We start from the raw sequence: 14,752 nt of genomic DNA on the forward strand, positions 1-14,752 counted from the left end.
ATCTGGTTGAAACGGCGCCTTTTTGGGCGGTCAGAGATCGAGCACGATCGAGGATTTCGGTCTGGTGCAGCACAGAAGCACCCGGTCGGCCGGCAGTTCGTCGAGAGGTTCCTCGAAGTAGGCGACCTCGCCCGAGACCAAACTCTGTTCACAGGTCCCGCAAACGCCGGCCCGGCAGGAAAACTCGGGCTCGATGCCCTGCGCCTCCAGGAAGGCGAGGATGGATTCGCTCGTTCCATCCCAGGCGAGACTGCGGCCCGACTTCCGCAGAACAATGCGTGGACCATCCGCATTGGTGGCCGGCTGGGCGGTTGTTGCTATTGCGGATCGCGCCGTCGTCTGCCCAGGCTCCGTCAACAGGCTCGCCGGCCCGAAGAACTCGTAGGCGATGCGTTCCTTGCGCACCCCGAGGCCGGTCAGAATGCCGTAGAGCGCCTGCATGAAGGGCGGCGGCCCGCACATGTAGATCTCGTAGTCGTCGAGCGGCAGAAGGCTCTGAAGCGTGGTGCGGGTCAGAAAGCCCGTGGAGTGGCAGCGGGCAGCTTCCAAATCTGCACCTTCGGCAAAGCGGTAGCAGAAATGGATGGCGATGCCGGAACGCAGCGCCGCGAGACTTTCCACCTCTTCGCGCAGTGCATGCACGCCTGCATGGTCGCAGGCATGGATGAACCAGACAGGGCGGTCGCATTCCCGCGCCAGGATATTGAGCATTGACACCGTCGGTGTCAGTCCGACGCCGCCGGAAAGAAGGACGACGGGCCGGGAGCTCATGCTGTCGAGCTTGAAGGCGCCGCGTGGCGGGTCGATGTCGATAACGGCGCCAGGCTCGATCTCGTCATGCAGCCAACAGGAGCTCAGGCCATCCGGCACGTCGCTCGACGGTGCGGCCTCACGCTTCACGGTGATCCGGTAGGTTCCCTCCTCTCGTGGGGAAGACGAGACGGTGTAGTTGCGCAGGACATGTCCTCCCTTGCGGTCGGGAACACGCATCGTCAGGAACTGTCCCGCCTCGAATGGCCGCCAGTGTTGGCGTTCGAGTGGGGCAAGGCGGAACGAGGTGATGGTGGCGCTTTCGCGTCCCTTCGAGATGACTTCGAAGGGACGGAAGCGCGAGGCAGCTGCATCGAGCATCCGGAACGCTCCCTACTCGGCTGCGACGCTGGCGGGATCGGTTTTCGTCTCGGCGGCGATCAACTGAGCCAGCTTGCGCCGGAAGCGCATCGGGCCGACGTCGATTTTCAGGTCGAGGTTCGGTGTCTGCTGGTTCGCCATCCCGTGATGAACGGCTTCCAGAACGACGCGGTCCTCTTCGAAAGCGCCGCGCACGGACTTGGCAAAACTCTCGGAAACCTTGACGTCGTCAGGCGCAAAGTTGCGCATCTGGAACCAGTAATACTTGGTCCGGTTTTGATCGACCGGCGTCATGAAGTTGTAGCTGTCCATCAGGAAGGTATTTTCCGGCAGCGCCCGGCCTTCGCCGCCAGTGTGGGCGGGCGCGAAGATCGCCTTGATGATCGCGTTGCTCGGATAACGCACTTCGTAGTGCTGCTTGCGGTCCGTATTGCCCTCAAATTGCAAGAAGGGCGCATAGAACGGGGCCGGTTCGGAATCGATCATCCAGCGCCAGACGGTGACGCCGTCATCTTTGACGGTCGTCTCAAGCGGCGTTTCCTCGCAGGCGGAGCTGGCGAAGGATGACTGGTGGACCCAGGCGACATGGGACGGGTCGAGCAGGTTGTCCGTCATATAGAGGTAATTGCAGTTCAGCGTCATCGACTCGCCGCGATTGACGCCCCAGGCCGGGTCGCCGAAATGCTCGACTTCGAAGATATCCTTCGGGTCCGCCTTGTCGACATCTCCCATCCAGACCCAAAGCAGGCCGTAGCGTTCATGCACCGGGTAAGAACGCACCTTGGCGACATGCGGGATCCGCTCAGCCCCCGGAACGCGCGTGCAGATGCCCGAACAGTCGAAGGTGAGGCCATGGTAGCCGCATTCGACGTCGTCGCCCTTGATGCGCCCCATCGAGAGCGGCAGCTTGCGATGGGGACAGGCATCCTCGAGTGCCGCGGCACTGCCGTCCTGCTTGCGGTAAAGGACGATGTTTTCGCCGAGCATCGTCACCGGTTTCAGCTCGCGGTCGACCTCGTGATCCCAGGCTGCGACATACCAGGCGTTCTTGAGAAACATTTCGCTCTCCTTGCGTTTTGTTAATTCAGTGTTCGGCTTTTTCTTTGTGCCAACAAGTTGCCAGCGCCTGCGTTCTTTTTTAGATTTTCTAAATTGGAGCGACTGGCAGAAGGAGTGCTTTACGATGCCGAACCCGTCCTTGCGCGGCTTGCAGGCCTTTGAGGCGATCGGACGATGTGGCACGGTCAGCGCTGCGGCGGAGGACCTCGGGGTATCGCCCGGTGCCGTCAGTCAGTTGGTACGAAACCTGGAGCAATGTCTCGGGCTGACGTTATTGGAGAGGCGCGGGCGGCGTGTTGAGCTTTCTTCCTGGGGCCGGTTGTACTACCGGGAAGTCGCGAAAGGCTTCCAGCAGCTCTCCCATGCCGCCAACGTTCTTACCCGCGCCCGCAACGAGACCGGGATCGTTCTGAGCGCCCTGACGTCGGTCGCCAACAAGTGGGTCAACCGCAAGATTTTCGACTGGCAAACGCTCTGTCCGGAATCGAGCGTCCGCATTCTCGGGCAGGAGCAGGAACCGCGCATTGGTGCCGATCAAGTGGATTTCCGCATTACCTACGGTCGGCGCTCTTACGTGCATGAGCACGTGGCCACCCTGTTCACGGACTGGATGGTCCCTGCCTGCTCGCCGATGCTGATTGCCGGACGCGGCCTTGAAACGCCGCGCGATATCCTGAGCTTTCCCCTTCTTAACGTGGAGTGGGAGGCAGACTACAAAGCTTCCCCGCAATGGAATGACTGGGCGGCGCTGGTGCACGCCGATGGCGGCCAAAAGTTCTCAGGTCTCTCCTTCACCTTGTCGAGCAGTGCGATTGACGCGGCCGTGAACGGTAGGGGATTTGTTCTCGCGCAGGTTTCCATGATCAAGGATGAGATCGCCTCTGGATCTCTGGTTGTGCCCTTCGACATTCGTATGAAACTGCCCGAAAGCTACTATCTCGCCTGGGATCGGGCCGCCCTCGAAAAACCATTTGGGCAGAAGTTTCACAAATGGTTGCTTGGCGTTGCTAGACAGCAAGATCAAATGTCAGCTCCAGGCTCCTCGTTCGACCCGGCTAACATGAGAATTTAGTCTCAAGAAACGTGTTGTCTGCCCTAGGCTGTGCGTGATGGACGGTTCGATTCCGTTCAAGGCGAGGGATTGATAGTTGGCTCTCGTGCCGAAAGCGGACGGGCACTTCAGAAGATAGATGCCGCATAGCTGCTGTTGAAAGCTGCGGTCCTAGGATTTGATTGTACTACCGTGGAGACGCATCAAGACCCCGTTGGCATGGGTGAAATTAGCGAGCTGATCCTGGAAGTGGCATGCCCATTTCTCGCAGTGAAAGAGGTTATTGCCGAAGCGCCAGACGATGATCAGCACGGTGACCAGCCAGTCACGCGGATGGTTGTCGCTGCCCTCGAGAACCGACTAGACAACCGCGGGTTTGGTCCACGCCGATCCTAGGCAAGCTGTGTTCCGGCGAGTAAACGGCCCGCTTTGGGGACGCCCAGGTCAATGGCCAATCCCCATTGAGGCACCCTTCAGGGGGAGCTGTCACGCGAGCGATAGTGGACATGGCGACTGTCGGACCCGATACCTGCCTGAGCTGCGAGGGCTGCGTCCCAAATCGTATTTCCAAGTCCGAACATTTCGATCCTTTGAACCAGTCGCCGATGTCGAGAGGCTGGCTTGCGCTAGCTCGATTTGAGGGTGGCAGTTCGCTTTCGGCCCGCTCCGTGGGTGACAACCCTGGCTACGCGGAAGGACAGCTATCAGGAGCTTCAACCGGTGTTACGAATGGCCAGAGTGAGGGGCAAGGCAGCCATACGATGTGCCGCTGGTGAAGGTCAGGAAGGGGGTAGAACTCCCGGCTCAGGCTTTGCGGCGGAAGGGCAGAGAAGGGGCAAGGGAGTCATTCTTGATCCATGAGAACGGCCGCCTGCATCACTTTAAAGATCAAGACCGCCGATGGCGGTGCGGCTGCTCTGCATTCTCCCAGTCTGTTCAACGCGCTTGTGGCGCCACGACGTGGCGGCGGTTGATGGTCGCCGGACGGCCCTTGATGGAGAGGGACGTATCGCGCTTTTCGCGTTCCGCCACGACCTTGCCCTTCGAGACGACACAGAGCCGCTCGGCGCGCAGGCGCACCGCTTCGATGGGGTTGCCTGCATCGAGAACGACAAGGCTTGCCGATCTGCCGACGGCCAGGCCGAGATGATCGAGCCCCATGATCTCGGCATTGACCTTGGTGACCATGTCGAAGCAGGAGCGCATGTCCGCTGGCGAGGACATCTGGGCGACGTGCAATCCCATGAACGCGACGTCGAGCATGTCGGCTGTGCCGAGGGAGTACCACGGGTCGAGCACGCAATCCTGACCCCAGCCGACGCGGATGCCGGCCTTCAGCATCTCGGGCACGCGCGTCATGCCACGGCGCTTGGGATAGGTGTCGTGCCGCCCCTGCAGCATGATGTTGATCAGCGGATTGGGGATCGCCGAGACGCCCGCTTCCGCAATCAGCGGCAGCAGCTTCGAGACGTAGTAGTTGTCCATCGAATGCATCGAGGTGAGGTGCGAGCCGGCGACCCGGCCTTGCAGGCCGAGCCTCTGGGTTTCATAGGCTAGCTGCTCGATATGGCGCGACAGCGGGTCGTCGGTCTCGTCGCAATGCAGGTCGACCATCAGGCCGCGCTTGGCCGCGATCTCGCAAAGTTCGGTCACGGACCGCGCTCCGTCGGACATGGTGCGCTCGAAATGCGGGATGCCGCCGACGATGTCGACGCCCATGTCGAGCGCACGGATGGTGTTTTCGCGCGCATTCGGCGCGCGATAGAGCCCATCCTGCGGAAAGGCGACGAGCTGGAGATCGATATAGGGCGCGATCTCTTTCTTCACCTCGAGCAGCGCCTCCACCGCAAGGAGACGGTCGTCGCAGGTATCGACATGGGTGCGGATGGCGAGCAGGCCCATCGAGACGGCCCAGTCGCAATAGGCCAGAGCACGTTCCTTGACGGCTTCATGGGTCAGGATCGGTTTGAGCTCGCCCCAAAGCGCGATGCCTTCGAGCAGCGTGCCCGAGGCATTGATCCGCGGCAGGCCATAGGACAGTGTAGCGTCCATATGGAAATGCGGGTCGACGAAGGGCTGGCTGACAAGGTTGCCGGAGGCATCGATGACACGACCGGCCTCGGCATCGATGCCTGGCTCGATTGCGGCGATCCTGTCACTTTTGATGCCGATATCGGCGACGGTTCCATCGGGCAGCGTGCCGCCCTTTACGATCAGGTCGAAACTCATCTTTCGCCTTTCTGGTACGGGATCATCAAAGCTTTGGGGTAAGTAGCACGCCGCGCGACCAGGATCAGCGCCAGGATCGACAGCGCATAGGGCATCATCAGGAAAACCTGATAGGGCACGATGCCGCCGGATATCTGCTGCAGGCGAACCTGATAGGCATCGAAGGCGGCAAACAGGATGGCGCCGATTAGCGCTTTTCCTGGCCGCCAGGAACCGAAGACGACCAGCGCGATACAGATCCAGCCGCGGCCATTGATCATCTGGAAGAAGAATGAATTGAAGGCCGAGATGGTGAGGAAGGCACCGCCGACCGCCATCAGCGCACTGCCGACGGCCACCGCACCCATGCGGATGCCGGTGACTGAAATGCCCTGCGCTTCGACCGCCGACGGGTTTTCGCCGGCGGCGCGAACGGCGAGGCCGACGGGCGTGCGATAGAGAATCCAGGCGACGGCTGCGACCGATACGAATGCGAGATAGGTCAGCGGCGTCTGGGTAAACAGCGCCTCGCCAACGACGGGAATCTCGGACAGGCCCGGGACCGCCAGGGGTTGGAACGGCTCGATCTTCGGCGGCGAAGTCACCTCGGGCAGGACAAGCCGATAGGTGAAATAGGTCAGGCTCGTGGCAAGCAGCGTGACGCCGATGCCGACAACGTGCTGGGACAGGCCGAGCGGGACCGTGAGCGTGGCGTGCAACAGCCCGAACAGGGCGCCGACAAGGGCTGCGACCAGCACGCCGGCCCAGAGATCGCCACCGGAATAGACGGTGAACCAGCCGGCGAACGCGCCTGCCGTCATGATCCCCTCAATGCCGAGGTTGAGAACGCCGGCGCGCTCGCAGATCAATTCGCCCATGGTCGCGAAGATCAGCGGGGACGCTATGCGGATGGCTGCAACCCAGAAGGAGGCGGTGAAGAGGATTTCAAGCGCGTCCATGTCACCTCCACTTGATCCGGTAGCGCGTCAGAAGGATCGCGACAACCATCGTCAGAAGCGAGGTGGCGACCATGACGTCCGCTATGTAACTCGGCACCTTGGCCGCACGGCTCATGGCATCGGCGCCGACGAAGATGCCGGCGACAAAGATGGCCGATGCGATCACGCCGAGCGGATTGAGCATGGCGAGCATCGCGACGACGATGCCGCTGTAGCCGTAGCCCGGCGACAGATCGAGCGTCAGGTTGCCCTTGAGCCCCGAGACTTCGGAAAAACCGGCGAGTGCCGCCAGACCGCCCGAGAGCAACGCCGTCTTCATCAGCGTGCGATTGACCAGGATACCGACGAACCGCGCGCCTTCCGGGTTATGGCCGACGGCGCGCATTTCGTAGCCGAGAACCGTCTTTTTCATGACGAGCCAGACGAAAACGGCCGAAACGATGGCGATGACGAAGCCGTAATGCAGGCGCTTGCCCTGGATAATGCGCGGCAGCTGGGCCTCGGCGATGACCTTCTGCGATTGCGGCCAGCCGAGCCCCATCGGATCCTTGAGGACACCTTCAAGCAGCATCGACACGAACAGCAGCACGATGAAATTGAGCAGCAGCGTGGTCACCACTTCGTCGACGCCGAAGCGGGTCTTCAGCACGGCCGGGCCGAGCAGAAGGGCCGCACCTGCCGCCATGGCGGCGATCATGATCACCGGGATCAGGATGACCGAAGGCAGCGGCAGTGCGCCGGTTCCCAGCACCACGGTGACGACACCGCCGATGTAGAGTTGGGCTTCCGCGCCGATATTCCAGAGCTTTGCCCGAAAGGCGACGGCGATCGCCAGGCCGGTGAAGATCAGCGGTGTTGCGCGGGTCAGGGTTTCCACGAGCGCGAACTGCGAGCCGGCCGCGCCCTTGGCAACGAGATAAAAGACGGAGAGGGGAGAGGCGCCAGCGGCAAGCACCAGCATCGATGTCAGGAAAAGCGTCGTGGCGATGGCCGCCAGCGGAAATGTCAGGGTGACTGCCAGGGACGGTGCCGGCTTCGGTTCAAGCCGCATGGTCGCTGTGCTCCCCGCTATGGCCTGCCATCAGCTCTCCCAGTTCCCGAATGCTGCGCTCGCCGCGCGAAGACGGCGTCGAAAGGCGTCCCTTGGACATGACGATGATGCGGTCGGACAAGGCCAGGACTTCCTCGAGGTCTTCCGAAATCAGCAATACAGCTGCACCCCTGTCTCGTGCTTCAAGCAGCATGCGGTGGACATAGGCGACGGCGCCGACATCGAGGCCGCGGGTCGGCTGGCTTGCCAGGATGACCGTCGGGTCGGGATCGAGGGCCCGACCCAGGATGAGTTTCTGCATGTTGCCGCCCGAAAGGAGGCGTATCCGTGCCTCGGGTGAGGGGCATTTGACCTCGTAGTCGGCGATGAGTTTCTCGGCGAACTGGCGGGACGCCTTCCAGTTCAGGAAGCCCATGCGGCTGAACCGTGGGCTCCTGTAGCGTTCGGCGATGACATTCTCCGTCACGCTCATGTCGCCGATGCTGCCGATGGCGTGGCGGTCTTCCGGAATGCGGGCCACGCCATGGGCGAGGGCTGCGCGGGGTGACCAGTCGGCGACGTCTTGCCCGGCGATGGAAATGTTCCCGCGCACCTGGCGCCGGATGCCGGCGATGAGGGCGGCAAGGACGGCCTGGCCATTGCCGGCAACGCCGGCAAGCCCTGTGATTTCTCCGGCTGTAAGCGTGAGCGACACCTCGTCGAGGCCGGACCCGTTATAGGGCGCTGTGGACACGCGTTCGAGCGCCAGCAGCGGTGCACCCCGTTTCATCGGGCTGACCTTCGCCGACTTGACCTCCTGGCCGACCATGAGGGCCGCCAGTTCCTTGCGGTCGGTCGAGGCGGTGTCGCGCTCGCCAACAAGCTGGCCGGAGCGAAGAACCAGCACACGATCGCTGACCGCCATCACCTCGTGCAGTTTGTGCGAGATGAAGATGATCGACAGGCCCTTGGCGACGAGCAGCTTCAACGTTCGAAACAGTGCGTCGGTCTCGGCTGGGGTCAGAACGGCCGTCGGTTCGTCGAGGATGAGGATACGGGCTTCGCGATACAGCGCCTTCAGGATCTCGACGCGCTGGCGTTCGCCGACCGAAAGAGTGGCGACGGTGGCGGCCGGATCAACAGTGAGGCCGAAATCCGCGGAGAGTTGCTCGATGCGCCGCCGCGCTGCGGCCCGGTTGAGACGCATGCGCCAGAGGCTTTGCGTGCCAAGCGCGATGTTTTCCTGCACCGTCATGTTGTCGGCAAGGGTAAAATGCTGGTGGACCATGCCGATGCCGGCATCAAGGGCAGCGCGCGGATCTCCGGGCGGAAGAGGTTTGCCAAAGGCCTCCACGGTCCCTTCGTCGGCGACGTAGTGACCGAAGAGAATGTTCATCAGCGTCGTCTTGCCGGCGCCATTCTCGCCGAGAAGCGCTATGACTTCGCCCCGCTTCAACTCGAAGGAAATGGCATCGTTGGCCCTGAGCGGGCCGAAACGCTTGCTGATGCCGGACAGACGAAGGGCAGGGGTGCTTGACACGGCGGTAACCGGAAGTGGCGTTGCGGGAAGGCTCCTTTCCCGTCCAGGGAGGTCATGGTCGCTATCGACGGAGGGGAGTTCCTCACCCGCCACGGCCATCACCGTCCCATGAACGGGAGGACAGGCTAGCTCGACTTCGGCTCGGCGTCGTTGACCTCGACGGTGAAAGAGCCGCCCTTGATCGCCTTTTCCTTCTCCGCGACCTTGGCCTTGACGTCGTCGGGAACCTTGCCGTCGAAGGTGCCGAGAGGTGCGAGCGAACAGCCGCCGTTCTTCATGAAGGAATAGACGCCGTAGTCGTCCGCCTTGAACGTGCCGGCCTTCACTTCGGCTATCGCCTTGTCGAGCGTCGGTTCGAAGTGCCACAACGCGGAGGCGACGACCGTATCCGGATAGTCCGCCTGGGTATCGATGACATTGCCGATGGCCAGGATCTTCTTTTCCTTGGCGGCATCGGACACGCCGAAACGTTCGGCATACAGGAGGTCTGCACCGCCATCGATCTGGGCGAATGCGGTCTCCTTCGCCTTGGGCGGATCGAACCATGAGCCGATGAAGGCAACCTGGAACTTGGTATCCGGTGCCACTTCCTTAACGCCGACCATGAATGCGTTCATCAGCCGGTTGACCTCCGGGATCGGATAGCCTCCCACCATGCCGATGTTTTTGGACTTGGTCATTGCGCCGGCGATGAGGCCGGACAGATAGGATGCGTCCTGAATGTAGTTGTCGAACACCGAGAAGTTGGGCACGGCGGCATCGGGTTTGAAGCTCGAGCCCATCAGGAAGGCGACATCAGGATAGTCCTTGGCGACGGCGCGGGCGGCATCCTCAACGCCGAAGACTTCGCCCAGGATCAGCTTGTGGCCGGCCTCGCAATATTCGCGCATGACGCGCTCGTAGTCGTTGTTCGCGGTGTTTTCGGAGTAGACGTATTCGATGTCGCCGCGTTCCTTGGCGGCGTTGGCCGCCTTGTGGATGCGGCTGACCCACTGTTGCTCGACCGGTACGGTATAAACGGCTGCCACCTTGATCGGGTCAGCAGCCAGCAGACGACCTGGTAGACCCGCCGCGGCCACTGCGGCGGAAGCGCCGGCAATTTTGATCAGGTTTCTTCTGGAAATGGCGAGATTGAAGGAATTGCTATGCATGAAATTCCCCTCTGATTGATTGCGCGTTTTGGAACGCGTCTTTTTACCACTTGGTCAATGTAGGTGAAGTTGAAGATTGCAGCAATTGGACGCCGCGGAAAGTTCACCTCACGCTCAGGTGATGGAAATAAGCCATCGGAGCACAACGGCGAAGGCGCACCTATGTCGCGTTGTGCACAATCTATCCCTAAAGAAGAGCGCCCATTCCAACCCGGCCCCGCCCGTTAAATTGATGAGTGCCTCGGCGTGAGCTCCAGTCGGCATACTTGCGCCAGGCTCAATGGGGATATTGGTGTCGCCCGATAGGATGGTCGGAATTGAACGCGATTTAAGTTCATCGGCAACACGTGCGGGATCTTGCCAACGATATCGGGCGAAACCGAAGCCCGGGCGTGATAAATTGCGTCCGATGAGTGTCTGTCTTGCCGGCAGGGTGCGCAGTCCAATGCGCATTGTGCAGGTATTGGGACGATCTTTGTTCGCGCCGGCAGTCAACGTGTCCAAGGATCAGAACTGATCGCATTCGGGCCGAGCGGATGGTTCGACGCGCCGCAGCATGGAGATCTCTATGCCCTTGTTCATTGTGCATCATCAGCACTCGCCCGACACCTGCCCCGCGCGCGATCCGGCCAAGGGAACGATGCTGTTGAAGCACTTGAGCCGATCGGGCGCCGCTCGCCACGGTGTTCTGATCAAGGCCGAGGCCGTTGATCGTACCCGGGTGGTATGCGGTGGCGTCCGTCAAGTGGATGACCGAGATCGTCGTTACCGACCAGCCCTGCAAGGCCCACTATCAAATCGAGAAGTATTGGTATCAATGGCCCCGGAACGGGCACGACGAGCGCGCGCCGGTGACACTTATGAACGTGCGAGCGCTAATTTCTTCGCCCGGACCAGGGAGAGCACCTGCCGCGCGGCGAGACCGCGATCCGGGGTGTCGCGTGGTCGGGCGCCGGGAGCATACCCAAAGTCGATGTAAGCCTGAATGGCGGCCCATGGGGCGAGGCGCGGCTCATTGGCGAACAGCGGAGCTTTGCCCGGCAATGGTGGGAGCTGATCACGCGACTTGAGCAGACGGGCCGCTGACAGTGCGGGCGCGCGCCACCGACACAGCAGGCCGGACTCAGCCTGAGCGCGCTGAGTGGAACTGTCTGGGCTACGGTAACAACTCGATCCACTCCGTAACAGCAGAAATAACCTGAAGATCGGAGACCGAGCGCCTCAACAAACACCGTTGACGCTGCAGTCGGAAGGCAGGTGCGTTGCAGAGTCGAGAAGACGGCGCCGGTTGCTCTTCGACGCGACGGGTTGTCTTATAACCTGTCGCGCTCTTGCTCGCCGCCTCGTCGTCTGCCCTTGCAGCTGTCCTGTATCTATCAAACTGGAAAAGGCAAACCGTAGCGCTCTCTGACTGTTCGCTCCTCATATCGGCTGCGATAGACACCGCGGTCCTGGAGGATAGGGACGACTTTCTCGACGAATTCCTCGATGTCATCAGGTGCCCGGGGCGGCTGAAGCGTGTAGCCGTCGACGGTGCCGTCAGACCAGAGATCGATGAGGGCGTCCGCCACTTCCTCCGGCGTGCCGAGCAGCAGGCGGTGATGGCCCTCCGAGCGGCGCACGACCTGTCTGGCCGTGAGCCTTTCGTGTGTCAGCAGATCAAGGAGCCCGAGCCCCATGCCGACCGCCTGAAGCCGGTTGGGATCGGGCACGAAGCGTTCGGGATTGAGAACCGCATCCGGATCGAAGCCATCCGGATCGATGCCATTATCCTTGATGAATCTGGCGATCAGCCCGTCCTCGGAGCCGGCGCCGCTGAACAGCTCGTGCTTGCGCAACGCCTCTTCACGGGTCTCGCCGAGGATGACCACGAGGCCGGGCACGATGCGGATGCCGGTCGGATCCCGGCCAAGAGCCGCGGCGCGGCTTTTGACTTTCGCACCGAAAGCCTGGCCGGCCGGGCGGGAGAGGATGTTGCAATAGATGATTTCGCCGTGGCGCGCGGCGAGATCGATGCCGCCCTCGGAGGCGCCGGCCTGCGCGATCACTGGATGGCCTTGGGGCCCGCGCGGCACGTTGAGCGGTCCCCTGACGGAGAAATGATCGCCGTCATGGTCGATCGCCCGGGCGCTTGCCGCATCCCAGAACCGGTCGTCCGGGATGCTGCCTTCCCGGGCCGGATCCCAGCTCGCCCAGAGTTTCTTGGTGACATCGAGGAATTCGGACGCCTTGGCGTAGCGCTCGCTGCGGGGCGGCAGCGGTGCCGAGCCGAAGTTGGCGGCAACATTGGGGTTGAAGGACGAGACGATGTTGATGATCAGCCGGCCGCCGGAAATGATGTCCGTCGACTGGGTGCGGCGCGCGAGATTGTAGGGCGAATTGTAGGTGGATGACATCGTCGCGACGAAGCCGATGTCGGGCACCTGCGCGGCCAAGGCGGTACAAAGGATCAGCGGGTCGATCGTATGGAACGGCCGGCTGTTCGGGTCGGTCATCATCGCCGGGTGATCAGAAAAGAACACCGCGTCGAACAGGCCCCTGTGCGCCAGTTCCGTCAGGCGGCGATAGTAGCCGGGATCGTAGATGTCGTGGCGGTCGCCGGTGCGGTACTTCCAGGCGGCCGGCAGGTAGCCCGTGGTGTTGATGCCGACATTAAGGTTGAGCTTGCGCGTCTTGCGGGACATGCCGATCACGGTCCTTCAGTACGCCGCGGTGAAGCGGCGGCCGATGAACTGTCCTTTTTCGAGTTCATCGAGAATGGCGATGGCGAAGTCGGCTTCTGAAATGCTGCTCTCGCCCGCCTCGTTGCGCAAGAGCCTGTCTTCGCCGAGCCTGAATGTTCCAGTTCTTTCGCCGGCCTTGATCGACAGCGGCGGCGAGACATAGGTCCAGTCGAGATCGTGTTCGCCGCGCTTCAGGCTGCGCAGGATCTCGCGGTTGCGCAGCGTGTGAGCCTTGTGCTCGGCCGGATAGAAATCGCTGTCGACCACATCGACGCCAGGGCTCGCCTCCAGGCTGCCGACGCCGCCGACGATGATGATGCGGCGCACACCCGCCTGCTTGACGCCTGCAAGCAGCGACGCGTGCGCGTCTCGGATCAGCTCTGCGGCGTCCTCCGCGGAATGACGGCGCAGACCCGGGCTATAGGCGCTGATGACGGCGTCGTGTCCGGCGACGATTTTTGCGACTTCGCCGACATCGGCGATGTCGGCCTTGTGCAGGGTGAGGCCTTCTTCAGGCTCGATGTCGGTGGAGCGGGTGACGGCCGTCACACGGCGGCCGCGTGACAGTGCCTCCTTGCGGATATTGCTGCCGATGTTTCCGGAGGCGCCAAAGACGACGATGGACATGATCAGATCTTTCCTGAGGTTTTTAGAGTGCGGGCACCGACTTCAGCGGACGGTTGGCCCCGACGTTACGTTGCATGGCGGAGAGCGAGGACCGGACGGCCTCATAGCCGTGTTCGCGCATGGCGTTTTCATAGTCGTTGACGGCCGCAAGCAGCGGCTTGCCCTGATGCCGCGCGGCAACGAGCTCGCGAACCAGAAGGCCGGTGTCGTAGAGCGCGGTGTTACCGCCGAGCGCGCGGAAATAGGTCATCGCGTGGATCGCATCGCCGAGCAGCGTGACAGGACCCGTCTGCCATTGCGCGCCGGGGGTCGAGCTCTTGACCTTGAGAAATGCCACCGTCGACGGATCGCTGTGACGGATGAGCTTCAGGATGCGTTCGTCCCAATGGCCGATACGTTGAAGCAGCGTTTGCAGCAGGCCCGTACCGTCGAGCTGTTCAAGCACATCGTCCGGGCCAAGCTCGTCGGTGTCGTAGGCCGTGTTCCACCAAGTGTAGCTGGTGGAGTTGTTGAAATGAAAGCCGGGGATGTCGCGATGACCAGGGTCTTCTGCGCCAATAAAGTCGTGCCGGGCATGGGCTGATGGATCGACCCGGTGGCTGGTGATCATCAGACCGCGGCCGTCGCGCGGGCGGATATTGGTGTTGAACTCGGTCAGAAGCGGCGAGATGTCATGGCGTGCGGCCACGTCAAGGCTGATTTTGCCGGCCAGGCGCCGCACACCGGTGTCAATGCTCTTCAGATCGGGCAGCAACTGCCTGCGGACCGCAGAACCCGCACCGTCGGCACCAACCAGGAGATTGGTCCGCACTGCCGATCCGTCCGTGAAATGGGCCACAACCGTGCTATCCGGCAGCGCCCCGTAGCGCTCGAAGTGCTTGCCCGTGTGGAGAATATTATCGAGCCCGGAAAGAAGGATCTGCCGCAGCGTGATCCGGCTCACCGATTTTTCAATATGGGTGTCCTCGGGCTCGCGACTGGCTTGCCCGATATCCTCCAGCCGTTCGAAGCTTTCGTCGAGGATCAGGTTTTCGGTCGGAGCAAGTCCGAGCGTGTCTAGGAACGCTTGAAATAGGTAAGGCGGCAGGTTGGCCTGAAGTGCGTCGATACCGCGTTGGCGGATGCGCATGCGAAAGCCCTGCACATAGTCGGCGCGGACCGGATCGCGTTCGAATACTGCGGTATCGATGCCGTTCTTCTTCAGACCCTGGGCGAGCGCGAGGCCACCCGGGCCGCCGCCGATGATGGCGATATCAACGAAGGGGATGCTCAT

General features: G+C 61.9%; 11 protein-coding genes and 1 pseudogene. 2 read left to right on the forward strand and 10 right to left on the reverse strand.

What is annotated here, in order from left to right:
- Positions 1-30: 30 nt before the first annotated feature.
- Positions 31-1,131, reverse strand: a complete 1,101-nt coding sequence (locus LPJGGPFB_RS19710) for a 2Fe-2S iron-sulfur cluster-binding protein (RefSeq protein WP_173421621.1) — start codon at positions 1,129-1,131, stop codon at positions 31-33.
- 12 nt (positions 1,132-1,143) lie between these two features.
- Positions 1,144-2,190: an aromatic ring-hydroxylating dioxygenase subunit alpha gene (locus tag LPJGGPFB_RS19715; protein WP_173421622.1), complete on the reverse strand. Its 1,047-nt coding sequence runs from the start codon at positions 2,188-2,190 to the stop codon at positions 1,144-1,146.
- A 124-nt stretch (positions 2,191-2,314) separates the two neighbouring features.
- Here LPJGGPFB_RS19715 and LPJGGPFB_RS19720 point away from each other — a divergent pair, with 124 nt between their 5' ends.
- The gene (locus tag LPJGGPFB_RS19720; protein WP_173422248.1) at positions 2,315-3,262 is read left to right on the forward strand and encodes a LysR family transcriptional regulator; all 948 of its coding nucleotides are present in this window, start codon (positions 2,315-2,317) and stop codon (positions 3,260-3,262) included.
- A gap of 915 nt (positions 3,263-4,177) precedes the next feature.
- Here LPJGGPFB_RS19720 and LPJGGPFB_RS19725 read toward each other — a convergent pair.
- The 5 genes from LPJGGPFB_RS19725 to LPJGGPFB_RS19745 form a co-directional block, all read right to left on the reverse strand.
- Positions 4,178-5,470 (reverse strand): amidohydrolase family protein, encoded by a 1,293-nt coding sequence (locus tag LPJGGPFB_RS19725; protein WP_173421623.1) that lies wholly within the window; start codon positions 5,468-5,470, stop codon positions 4,178-4,180.
- Complete coding sequence (locus tag LPJGGPFB_RS19730; protein ID WP_173421624.1) at positions 5,467-6,408, reverse strand: ABC transporter permease; 942 nt, start codon at positions 6,406-6,408, stop codon at positions 5,467-5,469. Before LPJGGPFB_RS19730 ends, LPJGGPFB_RS19725 begins: the two co-directional genes overlap by 4 nt.
- 1 nt (position 6,409) lies before the next feature.
- Entirely contained in the window at positions 6,410-7,459 is a 1,050-nt protein-coding gene (locus LPJGGPFB_RS19735) for an ABC transporter permease (protein ID WP_173421625.1), read from the reverse strand.
- On the reverse strand, positions 7,449-8,978 hold the full coding sequence (locus LPJGGPFB_RS19740) for an ATP-binding cassette domain-containing protein (protein ID WP_173421626.1): 1,530 nt from the start codon (positions 8,976-8,978) through the stop codon (positions 7,449-7,451). Before LPJGGPFB_RS19740 ends, LPJGGPFB_RS19735 begins: the two co-directional genes overlap by 11 nt.
- Before the next feature lie 125 nt (positions 8,979-9,103).
- Complete coding sequence (locus tag LPJGGPFB_RS19745; protein ID WP_173421627.1) at positions 9,104-10,129, reverse strand: BMP family protein; 1,026 nt, start codon at positions 10,127-10,129, stop codon at positions 9,104-9,106.
- A gap of 698 nt (positions 10,130-10,827) precedes the next feature.
- Between LPJGGPFB_RS19745 and LPJGGPFB_RS33610 the strand changes: the two are divergent.
- Positions 10,828-11,331, forward strand: a pseudogene (locus tag LPJGGPFB_RS33610) (molybdopterin-dependent oxidoreductase); the annotation flags it as partial.
- Between the two features lie 174 nt (positions 11,332-11,505).
- Here LPJGGPFB_RS33610 and LPJGGPFB_RS19755 read toward each other — a convergent pair.
- The 3 genes from LPJGGPFB_RS19755 to LPJGGPFB_RS19765 are packed head-to-tail and all read right to left on the reverse strand — an operon-like array spanning position 11,506 to position 14,752.
- Complete coding sequence (locus LPJGGPFB_RS19755; protein WP_173421628.1) at positions 11,506-12,813, reverse strand: NtaA/DmoA family FMN-dependent monooxygenase; 1,308 nt, start codon at positions 12,811-12,813, stop codon at positions 11,506-11,508.
- 15 nt (positions 12,814-12,828) lie between these two features.
- Positions 12,829-13,479, reverse strand: a complete 651-nt coding sequence (locus LPJGGPFB_RS19760) for an NAD(P)-dependent oxidoreductase (protein WP_173421629.1) — start codon at positions 13,477-13,479, stop codon at positions 12,829-12,831.
- Positions 13,480-13,501: 22 nt separating this feature from the next.
- Entirely contained in the window at positions 13,502-14,752 is a 1,251-nt protein-coding gene (locus tag LPJGGPFB_RS19765) for an FAD-dependent oxidoreductase (protein ID WP_173421630.1), read from the reverse strand.

Source organism: Ensifer adhaerens (genome assembly GCF_013283195.1).
In the GTDB taxonomy this organism is placed as follows: Bacteria; Pseudomonadota; Alphaproteobacteria; order Rhizobiales; family Rhizobiaceae; genus Ensifer; species Ensifer adhaerens_G.

Excerpts from the sequence above, each read along its gene's own strand:
- LPJGGPFB_RS19710 (WP_173421621.1), bottom strand. The coding sequence starts at position 1,131 with ATGCTCGATGCAGCTGCCTCGCGCTTCCGTCCCTTCGAAGTCATCTCG.
- LPJGGPFB_RS19715 (WP_173421622.1), bottom strand. The coding sequence starts at position 2,190 with ATGTTTCTCAAGAACGCCTGGTATGTCGCAGCCTGGGATCACGAGGTC.
- LPJGGPFB_RS19720 (WP_173422248.1), top strand. The coding sequence starts at position 2,315 with ATGCCGAACCCGTCCTTGCGCGGCTTGCAGGCCTTTGAGGCGATCGGA.
- LPJGGPFB_RS19725 (WP_173421623.1), bottom strand. The coding sequence starts at position 5,470 with ATGAGTTTCGACCTGATCGTAAAGGGCGGCACGCTGCCCGATGGAACC.
- LPJGGPFB_RS19730 (WP_173421624.1), bottom strand. The coding sequence starts at position 6,408 with ATGGACGCGCTTGAAATCCTCTTCACCGCCTCCTTCTGGGTTGCAGCC.
- LPJGGPFB_RS19735 (WP_173421625.1), bottom strand. The coding sequence starts at position 7,459 with ATGCGGCTTGAACCGAAGCCGGCACCGTCCCTGGCAGTCACCCTGACA.
- LPJGGPFB_RS19745 (WP_173421627.1), bottom strand. The coding sequence starts at position 10,129 with ATGCATAGCAATTCCTTCAATCTCGCCATTTCCAGAAGAAACCTGATC.
- LPJGGPFB_RS19755 (WP_173421628.1), bottom strand. The coding sequence starts at position 12,813 with ATGTCCCGCAAGACGCGCAAGCTCAACCTTAATGTCGGCATCAACACC.
- LPJGGPFB_RS19760 (WP_173421629.1), bottom strand. The coding sequence starts at position 13,479 with ATGTCCATCGTCGTCTTTGGCGCCTCCGGAAACATCGGCAGCAATATC.
- LPJGGPFB_RS19765 (WP_173421630.1), bottom strand. The coding sequence starts at position 14,752 with ATGAGCATCCCCTTCGTTGATATCGCCATCATCGGCGGCGGCCCGGGT.